General features: G+C 71.7%; 19 protein-coding genes and 2 tRNA genes. 12 read left to right on the top strand and 9 right to left on the bottom strand.

The window, feature by feature from the left end; translation table 11 throughout:
- Nucleotides 1-33: 33 nt before the first annotated feature.
- Nucleotides 34-1,095 (bottom strand): hypothetical protein, encoded by a 1,062-nt coding sequence (locus tag ADK41_RS24900; protein WP_030818480.1) that lies wholly within the window; start codon nucleotides 1,093-1,095, stop codon nucleotides 34-36.
- 190 nt (nucleotides 1,096-1,285) lie between these two features.
- Complete coding sequence (gene pepN / locus ADK41_RS24895; protein ID WP_030818478.1) at nucleotides 1,286-3,868, bottom strand: aminopeptidase N; 2,583 nt, start codon at nucleotides 3,866-3,868, stop codon at nucleotides 1,286-1,288.
- 137 nt (nucleotides 3,869-4,005) lie between these two features.
- On the opposite strand from pepN, the gene ADK41_RS24890 reads away from it, so the two are divergent.
- Nucleotides 4,006-4,653 (top strand): DsbA family protein, encoded by a 648-nt coding sequence (locus ADK41_RS24890; RefSeq protein ID WP_030818476.1) that lies wholly within the window; start codon nucleotides 4,006-4,008, stop codon nucleotides 4,651-4,653.
- 3 nt (nucleotides 4,654-4,656) lie between these two features.
- Here ADK41_RS24890 and ADK41_RS24885 read toward each other — a convergent pair whose 3' ends face one another.
- Both ADK41_RS24885 and ADK41_RS24880 read right to left on the bottom strand, forming a co-directional pair.
- On the bottom strand, nucleotides 4,657-4,899 hold the full coding sequence (locus ADK41_RS24885; RefSeq protein ID WP_030818474.1) for a hypothetical protein: 243 nt from the start codon (nucleotides 4,897-4,899) through the stop codon (nucleotides 4,657-4,659).
- 228 nt (nucleotides 4,900-5,127) lie between these two features.
- Entirely contained in the window at nucleotides 5,128-6,507 is a 1,380-nt protein-coding gene (locus ADK41_RS24880) for an amino acid permease (protein ID WP_030818472.1), read from the bottom strand.
- A 543-nt stretch (nucleotides 6,508-7,050) separates the two neighbouring features.
- Between ADK41_RS24880 and ADK41_RS24875 the strand changes: the two genes are divergently transcribed.
- Nucleotides 7,051-7,635: a biotin transporter BioY gene (locus tag ADK41_RS24875; protein WP_030818470.1), complete on the top strand. Its 585-nt coding sequence runs from the start codon at nucleotides 7,051-7,053 to the stop codon at nucleotides 7,633-7,635.
- An 825-nt stretch (nucleotides 7,636-8,460) separates the two neighbouring features.
- On the opposite strand, the gene ADK41_RS24865 is transcribed toward ADK41_RS24875, so the two are convergent.
- Nucleotides 8,461-9,957, bottom strand: coding sequence for an amino acid permease (locus ADK41_RS24865; RefSeq protein WP_030818466.1), 1,497 nt, complete (start codon nucleotides 9,955-9,957; stop codon nucleotides 8,461-8,463).
- A gap of 203 nt (nucleotides 9,958-10,160) precedes the next feature.
- Between ADK41_RS24865 and ADK41_RS24860 the strand changes: the two genes are divergently transcribed.
- Entirely contained in the window at nucleotides 10,161-10,646 is a 486-nt protein-coding gene (locus tag ADK41_RS24860; RefSeq protein ID WP_030818464.1) for a ribose-5-phosphate isomerase, read from the top strand.
- A gap of 122 nt (nucleotides 10,647-10,768) precedes the next feature.
- The gene (locus ADK41_RS24855) at nucleotides 10,769-11,590 is read left to right on the top strand and encodes an Fpg/Nei family DNA glycosylase (protein WP_030818462.1); all 822 of its coding nucleotides are present in this window, start codon (nucleotides 10,769-10,771) and stop codon (nucleotides 11,588-11,590) included.
- Nucleotides 11,591-11,593: 3 nt separating this feature from the next.
- Here ADK41_RS24855 and ADK41_RS24850 read toward each other — a convergent pair whose 3' ends face one another.
- Complete coding sequence (locus ADK41_RS24850) at nucleotides 11,594-12,844, bottom strand: GNAT family N-acetyltransferase (protein ID WP_030818460.1); 1,251 nt, start codon at nucleotides 12,842-12,844, stop codon at nucleotides 11,594-11,596.
- Nucleotides 12,845-13,005: 161 nt separating this feature from the next.
- Here ADK41_RS24850 and ADK41_RS24845 point away from each other — a divergent pair, with 161 nt between their 5' ends.
- Nucleotides 13,006-14,184 (top strand): PP2C family protein-serine/threonine phosphatase, encoded by a 1,179-nt coding sequence (locus ADK41_RS24845; protein WP_030818458.1) that lies wholly within the window; start codon nucleotides 13,006-13,008, stop codon nucleotides 14,182-14,184.
- Nucleotides 14,185-14,202: 18 nt separating this feature from the next.
- On the top strand, nucleotides 14,203-14,673 hold the full coding sequence (locus tag ADK41_RS24840; protein WP_078661730.1) for an HD domain-containing protein: 471 nt from the start codon (nucleotides 14,203-14,205) through the stop codon (nucleotides 14,671-14,673).
- A 6-nt stretch (nucleotides 14,674-14,679) separates the two neighbouring features.
- Here the strand turns inward: ADK41_RS24840 and ADK41_RS24835 are convergent, their stop codons facing one another.
- Nucleotides 14,680-15,882 carry an acyltransferase family protein gene (locus ADK41_RS24835; RefSeq protein ID WP_037803107.1) on the bottom strand — a complete coding sequence of 401 codons (1,203 nt, stop codon included), beginning with the start codon at nucleotides 15,880-15,882 and terminating at the stop codon, nucleotides 14,680-14,682.
- Nucleotides 15,883-16,507: 625 nt separating this feature from the next.
- Here ADK41_RS24835 and ADK41_RS24830 point away from each other — a divergent pair.
- A complete protein-coding gene (locus ADK41_RS24830) occupies nucleotides 16,508-16,702 on the top strand; it encodes a hypothetical protein (protein ID WP_030818452.1) in 195 nt (64 codons plus the stop codon).
- A gap of 195 nt (nucleotides 16,703-16,897) precedes the next feature.
- On the opposite strand, the gene ADK41_RS24825 is transcribed toward ADK41_RS24830, so the two are convergent.
- Nucleotides 16,898-16,971: transfer RNA gene (locus ADK41_RS24825), tRNA-Gly, on the bottom strand.
- A gap of 165 nt (nucleotides 16,972-17,136) precedes the next feature.
- On the opposite strand from ADK41_RS24825, the gene ADK41_RS24820 reads away from it, so the two are divergent.
- The 5 genes from ADK41_RS24820 to clpX all read left to right on the top strand — a co-directional run bounded on the left by ADK41_RS24820 (nucleotide 17,137) and on the right by clpX (nucleotide 21,992).
- A tRNA-Pro gene (locus ADK41_RS24820) sits at nucleotides 17,137-17,213 on the top strand.
- Between the two features lie 165 nt (nucleotides 17,214-17,378).
- Nucleotides 17,379-18,794, top strand: a complete 1,416-nt coding sequence (tig, locus tag ADK41_RS24815; protein WP_030818450.1) for a trigger factor — start codon at nucleotides 17,379-17,381, stop codon at nucleotides 18,792-18,794.
- 318 nt (nucleotides 18,795-19,112) lie between these two features.
- A complete protein-coding gene (locus ADK41_RS24810) occupies nucleotides 19,113-19,718 on the top strand; it encodes an ATP-dependent Clp protease proteolytic subunit (protein WP_030818448.1) in 606 nt (201 codons plus the stop codon).
- Between the two features lie 111 nt (nucleotides 19,719-19,829).
- Entirely contained in the window at nucleotides 19,830-20,522 is a 693-nt protein-coding gene (locus tag ADK41_RS24805; protein ID WP_030818446.1) for an ATP-dependent Clp protease proteolytic subunit, read from the top strand.
- A gap of 183 nt (nucleotides 20,523-20,705) precedes the next feature.
- The gene (gene clpX, locus ADK41_RS24800) at nucleotides 20,706-21,992 is read left to right on the top strand and encodes an ATP-dependent Clp protease ATP-binding subunit ClpX (protein ID WP_030818444.1); all 1,287 of its coding nucleotides are present in this window, start codon (nucleotides 20,706-20,708) and stop codon (nucleotides 21,990-21,992) included.
- A 69-nt stretch (nucleotides 21,993-22,061) separates the two neighbouring features.
- On the opposite strand, the gene ADK41_RS24795 is transcribed toward clpX, so the two are convergent.
- Nucleotides 22,062-22,761, bottom strand: a 700-nt coding sequence (locus ADK41_RS24795) for a hypothetical protein (protein ID WP_053670303.1), incomplete at its 5' end; no start/stop codon positions are given.

Below are 22,761 nucleotides of genomic sequence, written 5' to 3'. Positions count from 1 at the left end.
CCCCTCCCCTCCCGGCGCCGCCGCCCCGGCCCCCTACCGGGGCAGCACCACGACGTACGCCGACGGGTCGCGGTCGGCCGAGGCGATCAGCGCCGTACGGACCACCGCGGCCTGCTGCTCCGCCGCGTCCCGCAGCTTGCGCGGGGTGATGTGGACGACCGTGATGCCGAGGCGCTCCAGGTGGTCGCGCCTGCGGGCGTACTCCGACCACTCGGCCTCGTCGTCGGGCCGCCGGCCCGGGCGCGGCGCGCGGGTGTCCAGCTCCACCGCCACCGCGTGCTCCGGCCAGTAGGCGTCCACGCCGCCGAGGCGGGGTCCGCCCGGCAGCCGCAGGTCGACGTTCCAGCACGGGTCGGGCAGGCCGTGGTCGCGCACCATCCGGTACAGCCGGGACTCCGCCAGCGTCCGTCCCTCGGCCAGCAGCGAGTCCACCGCGTCCACCACGTGCGGCCGGTTCAGCAGCTTCGCGGCGGTCAGCTCGCGCACCACGGCCGCCGGATCGCAGAAGCCGCCGCGCACCGCCTCCGTGAGCAGCCGGCGCACCGTGCCCGCGTCCTGGAGGCCCGCCACGGCGTCGGCCAGCGCGCGCGGGACCGGGGCCACCGGCAGGCCCGTGACCTGCTCCGGGACGGGCAGGTCGGGGGTGCGGACGATGCGGGCGCAGCCCGTCGAGCGCAGCCGGCGCAGCCGCGGGACCAGGACGTCGAAGGCCTCCAGGGACGGCAGCGGGGGAGCGGACGGAAAGCCGTGCAGGGTCAGCGCGGCCAGTCCGGTGATCATCGCCTCTCCGTAGGGGGACGGGGGAGGGCTCTCCGTACCGGGCTGGACGGGGACGCTCGGGACGCCCGCGGTCCGCTCCCGTGCCGCGTACAACAGCACCGCGTGCAGCCGCTCCTCGCTGGTCGGCGGACCGGGGTGGAGCAGGACGACGCCCGGGAGCAGGTGCAGCCAGGGCCCGCCGGGGCGGCACTGCTCGCTTGCCTTCGCGGCCGAGACGCCGTGGGCGCGCAGCTGCGCGTGGGTCAGCACCCGGCGCCCGGCGCCGGTGGAGAGGTGGTGCAGGGGGCGGGGGGAGAGCGGGGTGTTGTGGTTCATGACCGGCAATTTCCCGCCTCCGGCCGGTCTCCGAACCCGTGTTACACGTCCGTCGACAAACAGGGACAAGGCCGCGCTGAAGGACATGTGTGCGGATACCGGGAACCCCTGGTCCGTTCGGGAGCGGACCAGGGGTTACGGGCCTTCTGTAACGATGGCGGAACGTCCGGCCGAGGGCCGGATCCGTCCCTCAGCGGCCGGCGGCGGCCGCGTCGCAGGCCTGCCCGCGCAGGGCCCGGGCCAGGTCGTCGCGGGCCTCCAGGACCAGCCGGCGCAGGGCGGGGGCCGCGTCCTCGTGGGACGTGAGCCACGCGTCCGTCGCGTCCAGCGTCGCGCGCGAGTCCTGGAAGGAGGGGAACAGGCCCCGCACCACGTCCATGCCGATCTGGATCGACCGCTCGCTCCACACCCGCTCGATCGCCGCGAAGTACCTCTCCGCGTACGGCGCGAGCAGCTCCCGCTGGGACGACTGGGCGAAGCCCGAGATCGTCGCCTCCACCAGCGCGTTGGACAGCGCGTCCGACTCCACGACCTGCGCCCAGCACTGCGCCTTGACCGCCGCCGACGGGCGGGCGGCCAGGCAGCGCACGTGGTGCCGCTTGCCGGACGCGGTGTCGTCCCGGGCCAGCTCCTCGTCCAGCCGCTTCTCGTCCGCCACCCCGTGCGCGGCCAGCGGCTCCAGGAACGCCCAGCGCAGCTCCTGGTCGACCTCCAGGCCCGGCAGGGTCACCGTGCCGTCGAGCAGCGAGGTCAGCAGCTCGAAGTCGGCCGGCGCGTCGGCCGCGTGCGCGAAGAACCGCGCCCACGCCAGCTGGTGCTCGCTGCCCGCCTCGGCGGCGTACAGCAGGGCGGAGGCGCCCTCGGCGAGCCGGCGCCCGGCCTGCTCCCGCCGCTCGGGCGCGGTGTAGTGCACCGCGGCCGACTCGGCCCACGCGTGCAACATCTGGAGCACGCCGATGTCGGACTCGCGGCCCGCGAACCGCAGCACCAGTGCGATGAACTCCCGGGCCGGCAGCAGCGCGTCCCGCGTCATGTTCCACAGCGCCGACCAGCACAGGGCGCGGGCGAGCGGGTCGGTCAGCGCGCCCAGGTGCTCGCGCAGCGTGGCCAGCGACGTCTCGTCGAAGCGGGTCTTGCAGTACGTCAGGTCGTCGTCGTTGACCAGCACCAGCTCCGGCGCGTCCGCGCCCGCCAGCTCCGTCACGACCGTACGCGCCCCCTCGACGTCCGTCTCGGCCTGCGCGTACCGCTCCAGGGCGCCGGAGTCCGTGCGCCGGTACAGGCCCACCGCCACCCGGTGCGGGCGCAGCTCGGGATGCGACTCCGCGGCCTCCTGCACGATCGCCAGCTCGTCGACCCTGCCGTCCTCGCGCAGCAGCACCTGCGGGGTGAGGGAGTTGACGCCGGCCGTCTGCAGCCACGCCCGCGACCAGGCGGCCATGTCCCGCCCGCTGGTCTCCTCGAGGACGGACAGCAGGTCGCCGAGGCGCGTGTTGCCGTACGCGTGCCGCTTGAAGTAGCGCCGGGCGCCCTCCAGGAACGCGTCCTGACCGACGTACGCCACCAGCTGCTTGAGCACCGAGGCGCCCTTGGCGTACGTGATGCCGTCGAAGTTGAGCTTGGCGTCCTGCAGGTCGCGGATGTCGGCGGTGATCGGGTGCGTGGAGGGCAGCTGGTCCGCGCGGTAGGCCCACGCCTTGCGGCGGTTGGCGAAGGTGATCCAGCCGTCGGTGAAGCGGGTCGCCCCGACCAGCGAGAACGCGCCCATGAAGTCCGCGAAGGACTCCTTCAGCCACAGGTCGTCCCACCACTCCATGGTGACCAGGTCGCCGAACCACATGTGCGCCATCTCGTGCAGGATGACGTTGGCCCGGCCCTCGTACGACGCCCGCGTCACCTTGCCCCGGAAGATGAACTCCTCCCGGAAGGTCACCATCCCCGGGTTCTCCATCGCGCCCAGGTTGTACTCGGGCACGAACGCCTGGTCGTACTTGCCGAACGGGTACGGGTAGTCGAAGTGGTCGTGGAAGAAGTCCAGGCCCTGCTTGGTCACCAGGAACACGTCGTCGGCGTCGAAGTGCGGGGCGAGGCCCTTGCGGCACATCGCGCCGAGCGGGATCTCCAGCCGCGTGCCGTCCTCGAGGACCCGCTCGTAGGAGTCGGTCACGTAGTGGTACGGGCCGGCCACCACACACGTGATGTACGTCGAGATCGGCTTGGTCTCCGCGAACCGCCACACGCCGTCGGCGAGTTCACCGGCCCCGTTGCTCCACACCGTCCAGCCCTCGGGCGCGCGCACCTCGAAGCGGTACGGCGCCTTGAGGTCGGGCTGCTCGAAGTTGGCGAAGACGCGACGGGAGTCGGCCGGCTCGTACTGGGTGTACAGGTACACCTCGCCGTCCTCGGGGTCGACGAAGCGGTGCATGCCCTCGCCGGTGCGGGAGTAGGCGCACTGCGCGTCGACGACGAGTTCGTTCTCGGCGGCCAGGTCCTCCAGCAGGATCCGCGAGCCGTCGAAGACCTGGCCGGGGTCGAGGTCGCGCCCGTTGAGCGTCGCACTCGTCACGCCCGGCGCGATCAGGTCCGCGAAGCTGCTCGCGCCCGGCTCGGCGCAGCGGAACCGGACGGTGGTGACGGAGCGGAAGGTGCGCGGCTCCCCGCCGCCGTGCTCGCCGACCGCCGAACGCAGGTCCAGGGACACCTCGTACCCGTCGACGGACAGCAGGGCTGCCCGCTCCCGGGCCTCGTCACGGGTCAGATTCTCACCGGGCACGGGCGGACTCCTCATGCGTCGTCGACAGGGATGAACAGGACCGATCCTGCCATGCGCTCCTGACGCGGGCCGTCCGGGAATGGCGGGGACCGGTCACGTTGTTCCCCCGGACGAAACTTCCCCTCCCGAGGAGTGACATGCCGGACACGTCTCCCGCCACGCCCGTCGACTTCTGGTTCGACCCGCTGTGCCCCTGGGCCTGGATGACCTCCCGCTGGGTGCTGGAGGTGGAGAAGGTGCGGGACATCGAGGTCCGCTGGCACCTGATGAGCCTCGCGGTCCTCAACGAGGACAAGCTCGACGAGCTCCCCGCCGAGTACCGCGAGATGCTGGAGGTCAAGGCCTGGGGTCCGGTCCGGGTGGTCATCGCGGCCCGGCAGGAGCACGGCGCCGAGGTGCTCGGCGACCTCTACACCGCGCTCGGCACCCGCATCCACAACCGGGGCGAGGGTCCGGGGAAGGAGACGGTCGCCGCCGCCCTGAAGGACGTCGGCCTGCCCGAGTCCCTCATGGAGCACTGGGACTCCACCCCGTACGAGCCCGAGCTGCGCGCCTCCCACGAGGAGGGCATCGAGAAGGTCGGCCAGGAGGTCGGCACCCCGGTCATCGCGGTCCCCGGCCCCGACGGCGAGGAGATCGCCTTCTTCGGTCCGGTCGTCACCCCGGCGCCCAAGGGCGAGGAGGCCGCCCGGCTGTGGGACGGCACCCTCGCGGTGGCCTCCGTCCCCGGCTTCTACGAGATCAAGCGCTCCCGGACGAAGGGGCCGGACTTCAGCAACCTGTGACGATCACTCGATCACGGGTGCCTTGATCGGCTCGGCGAACGGTTTCTTGTTGAAGCCCGTACGCAGGTTGCGGCACTGCTTCCCGGTGTCGGGGTCGAGCACGTTCACGCAGAGCCAGAACTCGCCGACCCCGGACCGGCCGAGCCGTTCCTTGAGCCAGTCCTCCTCCTTCTTGTTCAGCCGACGGTGTTGCTGGTCCCCGCCGCAGGTCCAGCAGTAGTCCCTTTTCGTCCTCGGTGTCGCCATTGCGCAACCATGGCCCGGATCGCCGCATACCGGAAGCCCCCGCGAGTCCTGTCCTCGCGGGGGCTTCCCTCTTTCCGCCTGCCGGGTGAACGGTGAGAAGACGATCGCGGGGCAGGACGCTTATTGCAATCTCCTTGCAACTGCACGCCAGTAGCGGAAAGGGCTGTCCGGGGGCCCGGTACGCGGGACGGCCCCCGCGTCCTCCCGCGAGGGCCGTCGGGGCGCACGTCAGCCGCGTGCGCGCGCCCGCTGCCAGGCGTATCCCCCGGCCGCCAGGAGCAGCGTCATCGCGCCCGTCGAGTACAGCTGCACCCGCGTGTCCGGCTCCCGGGCCATGAGGACGAAGACCGCCGCCATGCCGGCCAGCGCCAGCCGGGTCAGCCACGGGAACGCCCACATCCGCACCGTCAGCCGCTCCGGCGCCTCGCGCTCCAGCCGGCGGCGCAGCCGCAGCTGGGAGACGGCGATGAGGATCCAGACCACCAGGATCACCGCGCCGATGGTGTTCAGCAGCCAGGCGAACACGTCGTCCGGCCGCCAGTGGCTCAGCAGCACGCACAGGAAGCCGAAGGCCGAGGAGGCCAGTACGGCGATCCGCGGCACCCCGCCCGACACCCGGCCGAGCGCCTTCGGGCCCTGCCCGCGCTCCACCAGCGAGTAGCCGATGCGCGAGGCGCCGTAGATGTTGGCGTTCATCGCGGACAGCAGCGCGACCAGGATCACGACGTCCATCAGCCGGCCGGCGCCCGGGATGCCGAGGCGGTCCAGGGCGGCGACGTACGGGCCGTCCTCGACCACCGCCGGGGAGTCCCACGGGACCAGGGCGACGACGACCGCCATCGAGCCGATGTAGAACAGCGCGATCCGCCACATCGCCGTACGGACCGCGCCCGCCACGCCCTTGACCGGGTCCTGCGACTCGGCCGCCGCGATGGTCACCGTCTCCAGGCCGCCGTAGGCGAAGACGGAGGCGAGCAGGCCGATCACCAGGCCCTCGCCGCCGTTGGGGAGGAAGTCGGTGAGGTGGGAGGCGCCGGGGGAGTCCGTGCCCGGCAGCACACCGGCGATCGCCAGCACGCCGAGCACCAGGAACAGGGAGATCGCGCCCACCTTGAGGGCCGCGAACCAGAACTCGAACTCGCCGAAGTTCTTCACCGCCGCCAGGTTCGTCCCGCAGAACACCACCATGAACAGCGCCACCCACGCCCACGCGGGCGTGCCCGGCAGCCAGCCGGTGACGATCTTCGCGGCCCCGATGCCCTCCAGGCCGACCGCCGTGCACAGCAGCACCCAGAACGACCAGCCGGCGGTGAACCCCGCCCAGGGGCCGATCGCCCGCTCGGCGTGCGCCGAGAAGGAGCCCGACGACGGGTACGCGGCGGACATCTCGCCCAGCATCCGCATCACCAGCATCACCAGGAGGCCGGAGAGGGCGTAGGCGACGACGACGGACGGGCCGGCGGCGGCGATGGCCTCCCCGGAACCGACGAACAGCCCGGCGCCGATCACCCCGCCGAGGGCGATCATCGACAGATGGCGTTGCTTCAGACCGTGCGAGAGGGAGACGCCGTCCGCCTCGGGAGGCGTCTCGACGGTGGTGCGGGGCATGGCGCGGTTCGTCCAATGCGGGAGACGGCAAAAACGCCGCCCAGTGTGGTCGGCCTCCCCGGGTGCGCGGGGAGGCCGACCAGCATGTGGACAGGTGACGTGCGCAGGGTCATGGTCCGTTCACCGGGGTCGCCCGGCGGCCGTCGTGGAGTGCGAGGCGTGTCCTCGATCGGGTCGGGCGCCGCCTCCCGCGCGTCGCGGATCGACGCGGCGACGCGAGCCGACCGCTCCTCTTCCGGGAAGGGAAGGGGACTCCCGGTTCGGCCCGCCTTCCGGAGCGGCGCCGCCGACGGGCGGGACGGCGCCCACGCGCCCGCCCGGACCGTTTGGTGGATTCCTACAGCCGCCGTTCCCGGGTGGCGTGTCGGCGAAACCACGTCACCTCAGTGACCGGCGTCACCTCGCGCCCCTCGACTCCCCGTCCTTTGTCCGGAGCTCACCAAGTCCGCGGCGCCGCCTTTGTCGACCGCTGACGGTGATCGGCGCGCGGACACCGGTATAGCGTCGCGGTGTCCCCAACCGCCCTCACCTCGCGGAGACCCCATGAGCACCGCCACCGTCACGTCCGCCCGATCCGGACAGGTCCTCGCGGACCTCATCCCGGCCTCCCGTGTCCGGGACGCCGTGCTCGTGTTCGGCGGCGCCGCGCTCACCGGCCTCGCCGCCCAGATCGCGGTGCCCGTCCCCGGCTCCCCGGTGCCGGTGACCGGCCAGACCTTCGCGGCGCTCCTGGTCGGCACCGCCCTCGGCGCCCGCCGCGGCTTCGCCTCCCTGGCGGTGTACGCGCTGGTGGGCGCGGCCGGCGTGCCGTGGTTCGCGGAGGGCGGGTCGGGCCTGGGCATGCCGTCCTTCGGCTACGTCCTCGGCATGCTGCTGGCCTCAGTCGTCGTGGGCGCGCTCGCCCGCCGCGGCGCCGACCGCTCCGCCTGGCGCACGGCGGGCACCATGGTGCTCGGCTCGGCGGTCGTCTACGCCGTCGGCGTGCCCTATCTGGCCCTCGCCACCGGCATGTCCGCCTCCGCCGCGATCGCGGCCGGCCTCACTCCGTTCCTCGTCGGCGACGCCCTGAAGGCGGCCCTGGCGATGGGCGTGCTGCCGACGGCCTGGAAGTTCGTCGACAAGCGGTGACCGCCCGCTCCGTGTGAAAGAGGCTCGCCGGTCGCATCGACGGCGAGCCTCTTCGCACGGCGCCGCCGCCCACCGCCCGGAGCCGCCGTTTACCGCCCGGCACCTGCCGCCTGCCGCCTGCCGCCTGCTGCCCGCCGTCCCGCGCTCGCCGCCTGCTGCCTGCTGCCTGCTGCCTGCTGCCTGCTGCCTGCTGCCCGGAGCCTGCCGCCTGCCCGTCCGCTGCCCGCTGCCCGCCGTCCGGCGCTCGCCGCCTGCCGTCCGCTGCCTGCTGCCCGGAGCCTGCCGCCTGCCCGTCCGCTGCCCGCTGCCCGCCGTCCGGCGCTCGCCGCCTGCCGCCTGCTGCCCGGAGCCTGCCGCCCGCTGCCTGCCGCCTGCCCGTCCGCTGCCCGCCGTCCGCTGCCCGCCGTCCGGCGCTCGCCGTCCGGCGCCTGCTGCCTGCCGCCTGCTGCTCGCCGTCCTGCGCCTGCCGCCCGGCTGCGGGACGTGCGGACGGGAGCCGGGATCTACTGCACGTCCCCGGACGGCGGCCAGGAACCCGCCGCCGAGTCCTCCTCGCCCGCGGCGACCTGTTCGCGACCCGGCGGACCTCGGAACGCGACGCCCGCCAGGGCCGGGACCCCGTGGTGATCCGCCCGGAGGAGACGACGTCCCGCGGCGGTCCGGGAGTACGCCTTCCCCGGCACGCCCGGCCGCCGGGCTTCACCGCCGGCGGCGCGTCGTGCCGGGCCGGCACCTGGTACCGGCCGGAGACCGGGACGGCGGCGCCGAGGACGTGGGAGAAGGCCGAGCGGAGCTTCGCGGTGTTGTGAGCGCGAGGGGCCCTCGTCAGCCGGTCCGGGCCTCGCCGCGGGCCCCGGCGTCCGCGCCGCCGCGCCGCCCCGCCACCCGCTGCCTGACCACGGCGACGACGAGCACGATCGCGGCGACCAGCAGCGACAGCAGCACCGTCGTGCGCCCGTCGTGCTCGGTGTCGGTCAGCATGTAGCCGAGCACGAACACGATCAGCGCGGCGCTGGCCCACGTCAGGTACGGGTACAGCCACATCCGCACGACCAGCTTCTCCGGCGCCTCCGCCTGGATGATCTTCCGCATGCGCAGCTGCGAGAAGCAGATCACCAGCCAGACGAACAGCGCGACCGCTCCGGAGGAGTTGACGAGGAAGAGGAAGACGGAGTCGGGGAACTTGTAGTTGAAGAAGACGGCGACGAAGCCGAACACCACCGACGCGATGATCGCGGTCTGCGGCACGCCCCGGCGCGTGGTCCGGGCGAACGACTTCGGCGCGTCCCCGCGCCGGCCGAGCGAGAAGGCCATCCGGGAGGCCGTGTAGAGACCGGAGTTGAGGCAGGAGAGCACGGACGTCAGCACGATGAAGTTCATGATCTGACCGGTGTGCGCGATGCCGAGGGAGTCCAGGGCGGCGACGTAGGAGCCGTCCTCGGTGATGGACTCGCTGTCCCAGGGCAGCAGACAGACCACGACGAAGATCGAGCCGAGGTAGAAGACGCCGATCCGCCAGATGATGCTGTTGGTCGCCTTGGTGACGGCCCGCTGCGGATCCTCCGACTCGCCGGCGGCCAGCGTGGCGATCTCGCTGCCCATGAAGGAGAAGACGACGAGCAGGATGCCGGTGAGGATCGCGCCGGCGCCGTGGGGCAGGAAGCCGCCGTGGTCGGTGAGGTTGGCCAGGCCGGCCCGGTCGCTGTCGACGCCGGGCAGCACGCCGAAGACGGCCAGTCCGCCGATGACGATGAACGCGCCGATGGCGACGACCTTGATCCCGGCGAACCAGAACTCGAACTCGCCGTAGGAGCCGACGGACACCAGGTTGGTGGCGGTCAGCACCACCATCACGATGAGCGCCCAGCCCCACTGCGGAACGGCCGGCATCCACCCTTCGAGGATCGCGGCGCCGGCGGTCGCCTCGACCGCGAGGACGACGACCCAGAAGAACCAGTAGAGCCAGCCGATCGTGAACCCGGCCCAGGGACCGAGCGCCCGGTCGGCGTGCGCGGAGAAGGACCCGGACGTCGGGTTGGCCGCGGACATCTCACCGAGCATCCGCATCACCAGCACCACGAGCGTGCCGACGAGGGCGTACGACAGCAGGATGCCGGGGCCGGCGGTCGCGATGCCGGCGCTGGAGCCGACGAAGAGGCCCGCGCCGATCACGCCGCCGATGGCGATCATCGACAGGTGGCGGTTCTTGAGCCCGGCCTGGAGCCCGGAGCCGTGTTCTCCGGGACCGCTCGCGGATCCTCCGGGTTCTCCGGGGCCTCCGTGGCCGCTTCCGGCTGTCTTCAGGGTCGGCTGCGAGGTCATGGAACGGATTTCCTTTGCGCCGGGGAGAGCTGCGCTCCGCAGAGGTCTACGGGCCGGTCCAGTGAAACGGAGGTGAACGGATTACGGAACCTTTGATTCCCCATCTTTACCCGAGCTTTTCCGAGGGTTCTGTAATCCTCCTCACGTTCTCGGCAGCCCGACCCGACGCGTCCGCCCGCGCGCCCCCGTGTCACACTCGGACCATGCGCGTGTATCTCGGCTCGGACCATGCGGGCTACGAACTCAAGAACCACCTCGTCGAGTGGCTCGAGGCGGCGGGCCACGAGCCCGTCGACTGCGGCCCGCACATCTACGACGCCCAGGACGACTACCCGCCCTTCTGCCTCCGCGCCGCCGAGCGGACCGCCGCGGACGAGGGCGCCCTCGGCATCGTGATCGGCGGCTCCGGCAACGGCGAGCAGATCGCCGCGAACAAGGTCGAGGGCGTACGGGCGGCCCTGGCGTGGAGCGAGGAGACGGCGGCGCTGGGCCGCCAGCACAACAACGCCAACGTGATCGCGGTGGGCGCGCGCATGCACACCCAGGACGAGGCGACGAAGTTCGTCGAGACCTTCCTGAGCACCCCGTTCTCCGACGACGAGCGCCACATCCGCCGGATCGACATGCTCGCCGCCTACGAGACGACGGGCGACCTCCCGCCCATCCCCCCGCACCACCCGCAGCGGTAACGCCGTCGGAGCCCCTCCCCCGACGCACGGGCCCGGGGGAGGGCGCCCTCGCCGCGGCGCGCACCACCGGGGCCACGCGCCCGGCCGGCCGGGCGGTGGGCACACGCTTGGAAGGACACCCCGTGCCGGAAGGCCACACCATCCACCGGCTGGCCGCGGACTACGCCGCCGCCTTCGCCACCGGCGCCCCCCTCCGCGTCACCAGCCCCCAGGGCAAGTTCGCCGACGCCGCCGCCCTCCTCGACCGCACGCCGCTGCACACCACCGACGCCCACGGAAAGCACCTGTTCCTCGGCTTCGGCCACACTGAGCCAGCCGAGTGGGTCCACATCCACCTCGGCCTCTTCGGCAAGGTCGCCTTCGGCCCGGCCCCGGCGCCGCCGCCCGCGGACACCGTCCGGCTCCGCCTCGCCGACGCCACGTCCTACGTCGACCTGCGCGGCCCCGCCACCTGCGCCCTGATCACGGACGACGAGAAGCGGGCGGTCCACGACCGCCTCGGCCCCGACCCGCTCCGCCCGGACGCCGACCCGGCCCTCGCGTACCGCAGGATCGGCCGCAGCCGTACGACGATCGCCGCCCTCCTCATGGACCAGAAGGTCATCGCGGGCGTGGGCAACGTCTACCGCGCCGAGGTCCTCTTCCGGCACCGGATCGACCCCTACCGCGCGGGCCGGGACCTCACCCCGGCCGAGTGGGACGCCCTCTGGGCCGACCTGGTCGCGCTGATGCGCGAGGGCGTGCGCGACAACCGCATCGACACCGTCCGCCCCGAACACACCCCGGAGGCGATGGGGCGCCCGCCGCGCGTCGACGACCACGGCGGCGAGGTGTACGTCTACCGCAGGGCCCACCTGCCCTGCCACATCTGCGGCGGCGAGATCCGCACCGCCGACCTCGCCGCCCGCAACCTGTTCTGGTGCCCCGGCTGCCAGCGCCGCTGAGGCTCAGAAGCCGTGCGGCAGCCACGGCGCCGGGTCGCTCCCGAACGCCAGGGACGCCTCCGCCAGCGCGCCCCGCCGCGACTCGTCCACCCGGCCGGCCGCCGCGAGCGCCGTGAGGCTCACGCCGCCCAGATAGGCCGCGCCCAACTCCCGCACCGACAGGGCGAGATCGGCCGGGTCCCCGGTACGCTCGCAGGACGCGCCCTTGGCGTCCCCGCTCAGCCGCCAACGCCCCGCGTTCCAGGGGCAGAAGGCGTCCTCCACCTCGAACACGACGTCGACCGGCGCCCGGTACGTCCGCGCCTGGAGCGCCGCCCCGACGTCGACCAGCCGTACGTACAGCGCGTCCCGCGTCTCCGGCCGGCACCGGCGGATGTCCGAGACCATGTACTGCCACGCCTCGTCGACCGGCCGGGCACGCACCACCAGCCTCGACGTCAGGTCGATGCCGAACAGGAACCGCCACAGCGCCGCCTCGGCCGCCGGATCCAGCGCGGCCAGGGCCCTGAGGACCACCGACCCCTCGTGCCCCGCCGGACCGTAGTCCCCCTTCACCCGGAACCACGCGTACCCGACGGTCTCGCCGTCCCGTTCGGCGACGACGCCCTGCAGCGGCGACGCCCCGTCCCGGCCGCCCGCCGGGTCCAGCATCCCCAGCCGCTCCCAGCCCGGCTGCCGCGCGAGCATCCCCGGCCGCCCCGGCACGAGCCGGGCGTACACCGCCTCGCACCGGTCGAGCACGTCGGCGGGGGCCGCGTACCGCACCCGTACGCCGTCCGTACCGGGCGGGACCGACAGACGCGTACGATCCGTGTCGATCTCGGCGTTCAGCTGGAAGGTGGCCGCCCCGTACCCGAACCGGCCGTAGATCGCCGGCTCGGAGGCGGTGAGCACCGCCAGCGGCTCGCCCCAGGACCGCACGTCGTCCAGCTGGCGCCGCATCATCGTCCTCAGCACGCCGCGCCGCCGGTGCGTGGCGGCCACGCTGACGCCCGTGACGCCCGCGGCCGGCACGGAGTCACCGCCGGGGACGGTCAGCCGGAAGGAGAACGCGCCCGCCGTCCCCACGCACTCGTCGCCGTCCCAGACCCCCAGGGAACGGTCGTGCTCGGTGAGCGCCTTCCACAGCTCGCGTTCCTCGTCCGCCTCCTCGCCGCCACCGAACGCACGGACCAGGTTCGCGTACCACTTGTCCCAGTCGTCCGGATGCAGCACGCGAAGTCCGTTCACGGGGCCCGTCTGTTCGATCGCCATGGGCCATGCCTACCAGGGCCGCACAGGACGAGCGAGACAATTTCTCCCGTGCGGCCCCACGACGGCGTCCGGTGAAGTTGACTGTGAAGTCGGCCCCGGCAAGGGGACAACCAGGACCTCCCGTGCCAAGTGGCCGGTCCGATGGATAGGGTCCCGAACTAATGGCAGCAGGACGAGAGCGGCGCGCGGCGGCCGACACGTTCACGGCCCGGTTGAAGAAGCAGTGGCACCGGGCCCGCGTCGGCATGCGCCGGTCCGCCGTCGACTACTTCCGCGGGGACGGCTCCGACTGGGTCGCGCTCGCCGGACTGCTCCTCACCGTCCCCCTGATCGCGGCCGGGACGCTCACCAACTCCGTGTGGTGCGCTCCCTCCGCACTGGTCCTCCCGATCGTCGCCGGCGGCCTGCTGCTGCGCCCGGCGAGCCTGCTCGGCCTGTACGCCGCCGCGGCGACCGCGCTGATCGTGGAGTCGGTGCGACTCGGCCCCTACACCGAGGGCGCGGCCCGCGTCACACCCGGCGTGGTCCTCACCGTCGCCGCCTGCGGCTTCTTCGGGCTGCTCGTCGCCCAGTTCCGCAGCCGGGTGGGCGTGCCCTGGCGGCGCGGCGGCACCATGCTGTTCGACCTGCGCGAACGCATCCGGGTGCAGAGCAAGCTGCCGAAACTCCCCGCCGGCTGGCACCGCGAGATGGCCCTGCGCCCGGCGGGCGGACAGTCCTTCTCGGGCGACTTCGTGGTCGCGGCCCGCACCAACGGCGGGCGCACCCTGGAGGTCGTGCTCACCGACGTCTCCGGCAAGGGCATGGACGCCGCCTCGCGCGCCCTGCTGCTGTCGGGCGCCTTCGGCGGCCTCCTCGGCAGCCTCCCGCCGCACGCCTTCCTGCCGGCCGCCAACGGCTACCTGCTGCGCCAGGACTGGGACGAGGGCTTCGCCACCTCCATCCACCTGGTGCTCGACCTGGACTCCGGCGACTACGAGCTCTACTCCGCCGGGCACCCGCCGGGCCTCCAGCTCAGCGCGGGCAGCGGACGCTGGGAGGAGAAGGCGGCCGACGGCCCGCTGCTCGGCGTGTACGACGGCGCCCAGTTCGACTCGGTGAAGGGGTCACTGCGCCCCGGGGACGTGCTGATGCTGTTCACGGACGGCCTGGTGGAGACCTCCGAGCGGGACATCGTGGAGGGCATCGACCGCCTCACCGGCGAGGCCGACCGCTACGTCGCCGGCGGCTTCCACGGAGCCGCCTGGCACCTCATCGAGGCGGTCGCCAAGGACGTCAACGACGACCGGGCCCTGCTGCTCATATGCCGGGAGGGCCCGACCGCCGCGGCGGCCCGCTGACCCGTGCACACTGGGCGGGTGACCGAGACGACACCGCTGTCCCTGGCCGAGATCGAGGCCGTCGCCCGCGCCGCGCACACCGGCCAGACCGACAAGGCGGGCCGGCCCTACGCCGAACACCTCCGGGCCGTCGCCGAAGGGGTACGGGCCCGCGGCGGCGACGAGGAGCAGATCGCGGCGGCCTGGCTGCACGACGCCGTCGAGGACGACAGGCTGTCGCGGCGCCGGCTGGAGGAGGCCGCGCTGACCCGGCGGACCAAGGACATCGTCCTCGCGGTCACCAAACGGTCCGGGGAGTCCCCCGAGGCGTACGCGGCCCGGATCCTCGCCACGCCCGGCGCGCTGCTGGTGAAGGAGGCGGACCTGGCGCACAACGCCGACCCGGCCCGGCTGGCCGCACTGGACGGGCCGACCCGCACACGGCTGACCGAGAAGTACGCGCGGATGCGCGCACTCCTCGGTCTCGTGGCGGGGGAGGGCGACTCCTAGACGGAGCTAGACGGAGACCTTCTCGCGGGTCTCCCTCTTCTCCCGCGGCTCGCGTGCACGGGCCGTTTCCGCGGCGTCCCGCTTGAACGCCCACTCCATCCTCGGCTCCATCACGCACCGGAACACCCGCCGTACGGGGGCGGTGCACAGCAGCGTCACCATGACCGCCGCCAGGACGCTCACGGCGATCTCGCCGAGCGGCTGATGCAGCACGGAGTGCTCGAACCAGCCCCGGTAGTCGCCGGCCTTCACCACGAAGCCGTGCAGCAGATAGCCGTACAGCGTGCCCGCGCCGAGCGCCGTGAACCACGTGCGGCGGCCCGGCACCCAGGCGAAGAAGCAGGCGGTCAGCAGCAGCGAGCAGCCGAACATCGCGAACACCATGACCGGGCCGGCCCACCACGGTGCGCCCAGCTCCTGCGCGGCGTCACGGTGGTAGAACCACGCGGTGTCCATCCGCGGCACCGCCCACCAGCCGAAGGCCAGCGCCGCCGCGAACACCGGCACCGCCGCGATCCGCACCGCCCGGCGGCGCACCAGGTGGAAGTGGTCCGGCCGCATGCACAGGCCGAGCACGAAGTACGGCAGGAACTGCAGCACGCGCTGCAGGTCGAGATCGTTCCCGATCCCGGGGGTGACACTGGCCAGCGCGGCGATGCCGAGGGCCAGCGGCAGCGGGTGCCGCACCGCGTTCCAGATCGGCGTGGTCAGCCGCCACACGAACAGCGCGACCAGGAACCAGGTCAGGTACCAGGGGTCGAGCAGGCTGATCTCCTGCTCCGGGGCGTCGTCGACGACCCGCCGGAACAGGGGGTAGGCGGTCTCGAACACGATGTACGGCACGGCGACGCCGGTGACCAGCCGGCGCAGCCGGTCGGGCCGCATGTCGAAGCTGCGCGAGAAGAAGCCGGAGATGATGATGAACGCCGGCATGTGGAACGAGTACACGACCGTGTACGCCGCCTCCAGGACCCGGCTGTCCCCCTTGAGGGGCTCCCAGGCGTGCCCGACCGCCACCAGCACGATCGCCAGGTACTTGGCGTTGTCGAAGAACGCGTCGCGCTGTCTGCCGGACGGCGCCGGCCGGTCACCGCGCCGGCTCTCCGTGCCCGGGCTCTCCGCGCGCGGGCTCGGCACTCCGGGCGCCGGTGACTGCGCAGGGGGGAGCGGTGTTCTGCGGTTGCCGTACGGTCGCTGCGAGTTCGTCACTGACCCTCCCGGCGGGGACTCGGGGAGTCGATCGGTGAGCTCGCTGCGTGTGCGGGGGACGAGGCAGCGTGGAACATCTGAGGCACCCTAGCGTTGTCCGCGGGATTTCGTAAAACGCCCGACGTCGTACCTGGTATTCGACTCGGATACCCCGGATTCGGGAAAGTCCGCGACGTGATCGGCGTGATGGCCGACACGCTGCGCCTATAAGGGACTTGGACACCGGGCGGGGTGTCTTTGTCGTGATTATTCCGGACCGGACCATGCATGGGGTCGGCAGGCGACTCCGCCGGTATGTCCGGCTTCGTTATGTCTTTCCCGTATCGCGCGAAGGGGCGCCGGAGAACCTGCGGCGGCAATTCGAATGAGCTGCGAACGCATTGTGTGGGGACGGAAACGATCCGGATGAATTCCCTGTGCGGGTGTTCTCTCGAATTGCCGTGCGACGCCGTCCCGTTGGCCCGTGCGGACGGCCGCGTGCGGGCGGGTCCGGTCACGCCGGGACGGATGATGCGTCAGCGGCCGCATAGGGCGGCCGTGTTGGTGGCACGATGGTTCTGGCGGGGTGCGCGGGGTCGCGTCGCCCGGGCCGGGGAAGCGGAACCGACCGAGGGTGTGATCAGTTGTGGCCATTTCACTGTCCGTGGTGCTGCTGTTGGCGATCATCTTGGTGGTGCTGATGAGAAGCGGCTCCATCAAGCCGGGGCCGGCGATCGTCGCCATCCTCTTCGGCTTCTTCCTCGCCTCCACCGGCATGGCCGACGACATCCAGCGGTTCCTGGACTCGATAGCCGGGATGATCAACTCCATCAGCTTCTGACCCCGCCCGCCCCCGCGCGGAAACGATCCGGGCCGACCCGGGAACCACTCCCCGACCCGTCCGCCCCGGCAGCCCGGCTTCCGCTCTTCTCCGCGGGGCCGCGGGCGATCGAGGAGCCGAACCGACCGGCCGGGGCCCGGAGAACGCTCAGGGCCGGGCCGGAGGAATGATCCTCCGACCCGGCCCTGAGCCGTATGGAGCGGGCGACGGGAATCGAACCCGCGTAGCTAGTTTGGAAGACTAGGGCTCTACCATTGAGCTACGCCCGCACGGAGCGCGCCGCGCGTCGGTGGCCGCGGCACTGAGAGGCATCGTAGCGGGTCGTGCCCCCTCGTCGCACACCCCGTGTCCGTCCCGCCTCCGGCTCCCCGCCGCGCCCGCGAAACGCGGCGGCCGTTTCGCCCGGGTGCATGTACCCTACGTGTCGCACCAGACGGGGTGTGGCGCAGCTTGGTAGCGCGTCCGCTTTGGGAGCGGAAGGCCGTGGGTTCAAATCCCGCCACCCCGACCAGCCACCTGCCTCATGCAGCGATGATCGCCTTTTGGGTGCCGTAGCCGCTGCCGTTACTATGCAAACTGCACGCCCTGTGTGTCTCTGAAGTCCTCCGGGCGGCGAATCGGCCGGGCCTTTCTGGTCCGGCGGAACCCGAGAAGTCAGCCACAAGGAGACCGAACCGTGAAGAGCGCCGTGGAGACCCTGAACCCGACCCGGGTTCGGCTCACTGTCGAGGTGCCCTTCGAGGAGCTCAAGGACAGCCTCGACGCGGCGTACAAGAAGATCAACCAGCAGGTCACGGTGAAGGGCTTCCGCAAGGGCAAGGTCCCGGCCCGGGTCATCGACCAGCGCTTCGGCCGCGGTGCGGTGCTGGAGGAGGCCGTCAACGACGCCCTCCCGAAGTTCTACACCGACGCGGTCAACGAGGCCGAGCTGAACCCGCTGGGCCAGCCCGAGGTCGACATCACGGAGCTGAAGGACGGCGAGACGCTGAACTTCACCGCCGAGGTCGACATCCGCCCGGCCATCGAGATCCCGGACTACTCCGGCATCGAGGTCGAGGTCGACGCCGTCGAGGTCACCGACGAGGACGTCGAGAAGTCGGTGGAGCAGCTCCGCGAGCGCTTCGCCTCCACCTCCCCGGTGGAGCGCGCCGCCGAGGACGGCGACGTCGTCACCATCGACCTGGAGGCCAAGGTCGACGGCGAGGTCCTCGAGGACGGCGTCGCGAACGGCGTGTCGTACACCATCGGCTCCGGCGAGCTGCTGGACGGCATCGACGACGCCGTGAAGGGCCTGGAGGCCGGTGGCGAGGCCACCTTCACCTCCGAGCTCAAGGGCGGCTCGGCGGCCGGCAAGGAGGCCGAGGTCACCGTCAAGGTGTCCCAGGTCGCCGCCCGTGAGCTGCCGGAGCTGGACGACGAGTTCGCCCAGCTCGCGTCCGAGTTCGACACCCTCGAGGAGCTGAAGGCGGACAGCCGCAAGCGCCTGGAGAACATGAAGCAGTACGACCAGGCCACGCAGGCCCAGGAGCGCGTCCTGGAGAAGCTGCTCGAGCTGGTCGAGGTCCCGGTCCCCGAGAAGCTGCTCGAGGACGAGATCAACACCCGCAAGCACAACCTCGAGCACCACCAGCTCGGCCAGATGGGCCTCGACCTCGCGAAGTACCTGGAGATCCAGGGCAAGACCGAGGAGGAGTTCGAGACCGAGACCCGCGAGGCCGCGGTCAAGGGCATCAAGACCCAGTTCGTGCTCGACGAGCTCGTCAAGCAGGAGAAGCTGAACGTCAACCAGGAGGAGCTCACCGAGCACCTCATGCGGCGCGCCGCCTCCTCCGGCATGTCCCCCGACCAGTTCGCCCAGGCCGTCGTCGAGCAGGGCCAGGTCCCGCTCCTCGTCGGCGAGGTCGCCCGCGGCAAGGCCCTGGCCTCCGTGGTCGAGAAGGCCACGGTCAAGGACACCAACGGCGAGATCGTGGACCTCGAGGACGAGGAAGAGGACGAGGCCACCGAGTCGGCCGAGGCCACCGAGTCGGCCGAGGGCGCCGAGCAGGCCGGGGCCACCGAGTCCGCGGCCGAGGAGAAGACCGAGGGCTGACCCTCGCGTCCCACGCGACCGACGTACGAAGGGCCCCGGCGATCACGCCGGGGCCCTTCGCCGTACGGCGGGACGACGTCCCCGGGAGCGCGGGGCGACGCCGGTGTGCGGCTCCGCCGCCCGCAAACCGAACAGGCGCCCCTCTACGCCCCCGGCGAACACCCCCGTTACCGGGATTCCCCGGCGGAGCCACCGCGTTAGGGTCCATGAATAACGGGGGGCCAGGAAACCACGGCGAAACCGCCGGGGCCCCCGCAGGGATACGTGAGACGGCCCGGCGCCGTCGCAAGACGAGCAGGTGGATACGTGACGAATCTGATGCCCTCCGCCGCCGGCGAGCCCTCCATCGGTGGTGGCCTCGGCGACCAGGTCTACAACCGGCTGCTCAACGAGCGGATCATCTTCCTCGGCCAGCCGGTCGACGACGACATTGCCAACAAGATCACCGCACAGCTGCTGCTCCTTGCCGCCGACCCGGACAAGGACATCTACCTGTACATCAACAGCCCCGGCGGCTCCATCACGGCCGGCATGGCGATCTACGACACCATGCAGTTCATCAAGAACGACGTGGTGACCATCGCCATGGGCCTCGCGGCCTCGATGGGCCAGTTCCTGCTGAGCGCCGGCACCCCCGGCAAGCGTTTCGCGCTGCCGAACGCCGAGATCCTGATCCACCAGCCGTCCGCCGGTCTGGCCGGCTCGGCCTCGGACATCAAGATCCACGCCGAGCGGCTGCTGCACACCAAGAAGCGCATGGCCGAGCTGACCTCCCAGCACACCGGCCAGTCGGTCGAGCAGATCACCCGCGACTCCGACCGCGACCGCTGGTTCGACGCCTTCGAGGCCAAGGAGTACGGCCTCATCGACGACGTGATCCCCACGGCCGCCGGCATGCCGGGCGGCGGCGGCACCGGGGCCTGAGCGGCCTCACGGGGCCCTCACGGCCCCGTGGACGCCCCCGGGCCCCAGGGCCCGGCATCGACAAGCCCCAGCAGCCCCAGCCGACCGCCTCAGCCCCTTTCAGGAGACACCGTGAACAGCTTCCCCGGCAGCGGCCTGTACGACCGCACGCCCGCCGCCTCCGAGAGCCGGTACACCGGCCCCTCGGCCGAGTCCCGCTACGTCATCCCGCGCTTCGTCGAGCGCACCTCCCAGGGCATCCGCGAGTACGACCCGTACGCGAAGCTCTTCGAGGAGCGCGTGATCTTCCTCGGCGTCCAGATCGACGACGCCTCGGCCAACGACGTCATGGCGCAGCTGCTGTGCCTGGAGTCGATGGACCCCGACCGGGACATCTCGGTCTACATCAACAGCCCCGGCGGTTCCTTCACCGCGCTCACGGCGATCTACGACACGATGCAGTACGTGAAGCCGGACATCCAGACGGTCTGCATGGGCCAGGCGGCCTCCGCCGCCGCCGTCCTGCTGGCCGCCGGCACGCCCGGCAAGCGCATGGCGCTGCCGAACGCGCGCGTGCTGATCCACCAGCCGTACAGCGAGACCGGCCGCGGTCAGGTCTCCGACCTGGAGATCGCCGCCAACGAGATCCTCCGGATGCGGAGCCAGCTGGAGGAGATGCTGGCCAAGCACTCCACCCGGCCGCTCGACAAGATCCGCGAGGACATCGAGCGCGACAAGATCCTCACGGCCGAGGACGCGCTGGAGTACGGCCTGATCGACCAGATCATCACCACCCGGAAGATGGACAACTCCAGCCTGCGCTGACGCGGGACGGGGGTGTAACGTCTGCCGCCCCTTGGCACGGTTTGGGACGGTCCACGTCAAAGTGAACCGTGCCAAGGGGGGCCCGAACGGGGGGCCAGGCAAGGTACCGTCGGACATAAGGCAGCACCAGGAGCCGCCGGACGCCCGCGTCCAGGCGACTCCCAGGCGAAGGGGAAGCACACCGTGGCACGCATCGGTGACGGCGGCGATCTGCTCAAGTGCTCGTTCTGCGGCAAGAGCCAGAAGCAGGTCAAGAAGCTCATCGCAGGGCCCGGTGTGTACATCTGCGACGAGTGCATCGATCTCTGCAACGAGATCATCGAGGAAGAGCTCGCCGAGACCAGCGAGGTCCGCTGGGAGGAACTGCCCAAGCCCCGCGAGATCTACGAGTTCCTCGAGGGGTACGTGGTGGGGCAGGAGGCGGCCAAGAAGGCCCTCTCCGTCGCCGTGTACAACCACTACAAGCGCGTCCAGGCCGGCGAGAACGGCGGCGCGCAGGGCCGTGACGACGCCATCGAGCTGGCGAAGTCCAACATCCTCCTGCTGGGCCCCACGGGCTCCGGCAAGACCCTGCTGGCCCAGACCCTCGCCCGCATGCTGAACGTCCCGTTCGCGATCGCCGACGCCACGGCGCTCACGGAGGCGGGGTACGTCGGCGAGGACGTCGAGAACATCCTGCTGAAGCTGATCCAGGCGGCCGACTACGACGTCAAGAAGGCCGAGACCGGGATCATCTACATCGACGAGATCGACAAGGTCGCCCGGAAGAGCGAGAACCCGTCGATCACCCGTGACGTCAGCGGTGAGGGCGTGCAGCAGGCCCTGCTGAAGATCCTCGAGGGCACCACGGCCTCCGTCCCGCCGCAGGGCGGCCGCAAGCACCCGCACCAGGAGTTCATCCAGATCGACACGACGAACGTGCTGTTCATCGTGGGCGGCGCCTTCGCCGGACTGGAGAAGATCATCGAGGGCCGGGCGGGCGCCAAGGGCATCGGCTTCGGCGCGACGATCATCTCCAAGCAGGAGCGGGAGTCCAAGGACCAGTTCGAGGAGGTCATGCCGGAGGACCTGGTCAAGTTCGGCATGATCCCCGAGTTCATCGGCCGGCTCCCGGTCATCACCAGCGTCCACAACCTCGACCGCGAGGCCCTGCTCCAGATCCTCGTCGAGCCGCGCAACGCGCTGGTGAAGCAGTACCAGCGCCTCTTCGAACTCGACGGCGTGGAGCTGGACTTCGAGCGCGAGGCGCTGGAGGCCATCGCCGACCAGGCCATCCTCCGCCAGACCGGCGCCCGCGGCCTGCGCGCCATCATGGAGGAGGTCCTCCAGGGCGTGATGTACGAGGTCCCGTCCCGCAAGGACGTCGCCCGCGTCGTCATCACGGCCGACGTGGTCCTCTCCAACGTCAACCCGACCCTGATCCCGCGCGACGCCCGCGGCCGGGGCTCGGGCGAGCAGAAGACGGCGTAGACGCCCCACACCGACGCGAAAGGGGCCCCGGCATCGGCCGGGGCCCCTTTCGCACGTGCACGCGTCGCGTCAGGCCTTGACGCGGACGTCCTCGCGGAACTCGGCGGTCAGCTCGGCGGCCTTCCCCAGGTCGCCGGCCTTGCCGGCCATGGCGTCGGCCAGTTCGATGTGGATGACGACGCCCAGCGTGCTGTGGTCGCCCCAGATGCACACCGGCACGCTGAACTCCGACGGCCCGACGGCCGCGTCCCCCGACTCGGCGTCGCTGTTGCTGACCTTCGTCTCCTGGCACTTCAGGACCGCGCCGTCCAGACCGTCCGGCTGGTAGCTCTTCGGGCTGCCGACGACCTCCCCCTCGGTCCCCTCGTCCTGGGAGGCGTTCTTCTTCATCTCGGCGAACATGGCGTCGACGACCTTCTCCGGGTCGCCGATGTCGCCGTAGACCCCCATGAAGTTGATCATCTTCATGGCGAGCGGATTGGACTCGTCCCCGGCCTGGTAGCCGGCGTTGACGTCCTTGGCGTCCTTGACGCCGTACTTCTCGGCGTTCTTGATGTCCTTCTCGTCGAATCCGCCACTGTCCGCGGCGTCACCCTTCTTGTACTCGCCGCCGAGCACGGTCGCCGGCGTGGTGAGCTTGTGCGGGCCGTCGTCCTCCGGGCCGCCGGTTCCGCCGCCCGAGCCGAGCACGAAGTACGCGCCCACGCCGAGGGCCGCGACGATGGCGACGGCGCCGATGACGATCCCGGCCTTCTTGCCGCCGCCGCCC

It is taken from the genome of Streptomyces caelestis (assembly GCF_001279005.1).
Classification (GTDB): domain Bacteria; phylum Actinomycetota; class Actinomycetes; order Streptomycetales; family Streptomycetaceae; genus Streptomyces; species Streptomyces heliomycini.
This window is presented reverse-complemented; position numbering and strand designations above follow the sequence as displayed.

Coding starts and splice junctions, on each gene's coding strand:
- ADK41_RS24900 (WP_030818480.1), bottom strand. CDS start 1,095: ATGAACCACAACACCCCGCTCTCCCCCCGCCCCCTGCACCACCTCTCC.
- ADK41_RS24890 (WP_030818476.1), top strand. CDS start 4,006: ATGCCGGACACGTCTCCCGCCACGCCCGTCGACTTCTGGTTCGACCCG.
- ADK41_RS24885 (WP_030818474.1), bottom strand. CDS start 4,899: ATGGCGACACCGAGGACGAAAAGGGACTACTGCTGGACCTGCGGCGGG.
- ADK41_RS24880 (WP_030818472.1), bottom strand. CDS start 6,507: ATGCCCCGCACCACCGTCGAGACGCCTCCCGAGGCGGACGGCGTCTCC.
- ADK41_RS24875 (WP_030818470.1), top strand. CDS start 7,051: ATGAGCACCGCCACCGTCACGTCCGCCCGATCCGGACAGGTCCTCGCG.
- ADK41_RS24865 (WP_030818466.1), bottom strand. CDS start 9,957: ATGACCTCGCAGCCGACCCTGAAGACAGCCGGAAGCGGCCACGGAGGC.
- ADK41_RS24860 (WP_030818464.1), top strand. CDS start 10,161: ATGCGCGTGTATCTCGGCTCGGACCATGCGGGCTACGAACTCAAGAAC.
- ADK41_RS24850 (WP_030818460.1), bottom strand. CDS start 12,844: ATGGCGATCGAACAGACGGGCCCCGTGAACGGACTTCGCGTGCTGCAT.
- ADK41_RS24845 (WP_030818458.1), top strand. CDS start 13,006: ATGGCAGCAGGACGAGAGCGGCGCGCGGCGGCCGACACGTTCACGGCC.
- ADK41_RS24810 (WP_030818448.1), top strand. CDS start 19,113: ATGCCCTCCGCCGCCGGCGAGCCCTCCATCGGTGGTGGCCTCGGCGAC.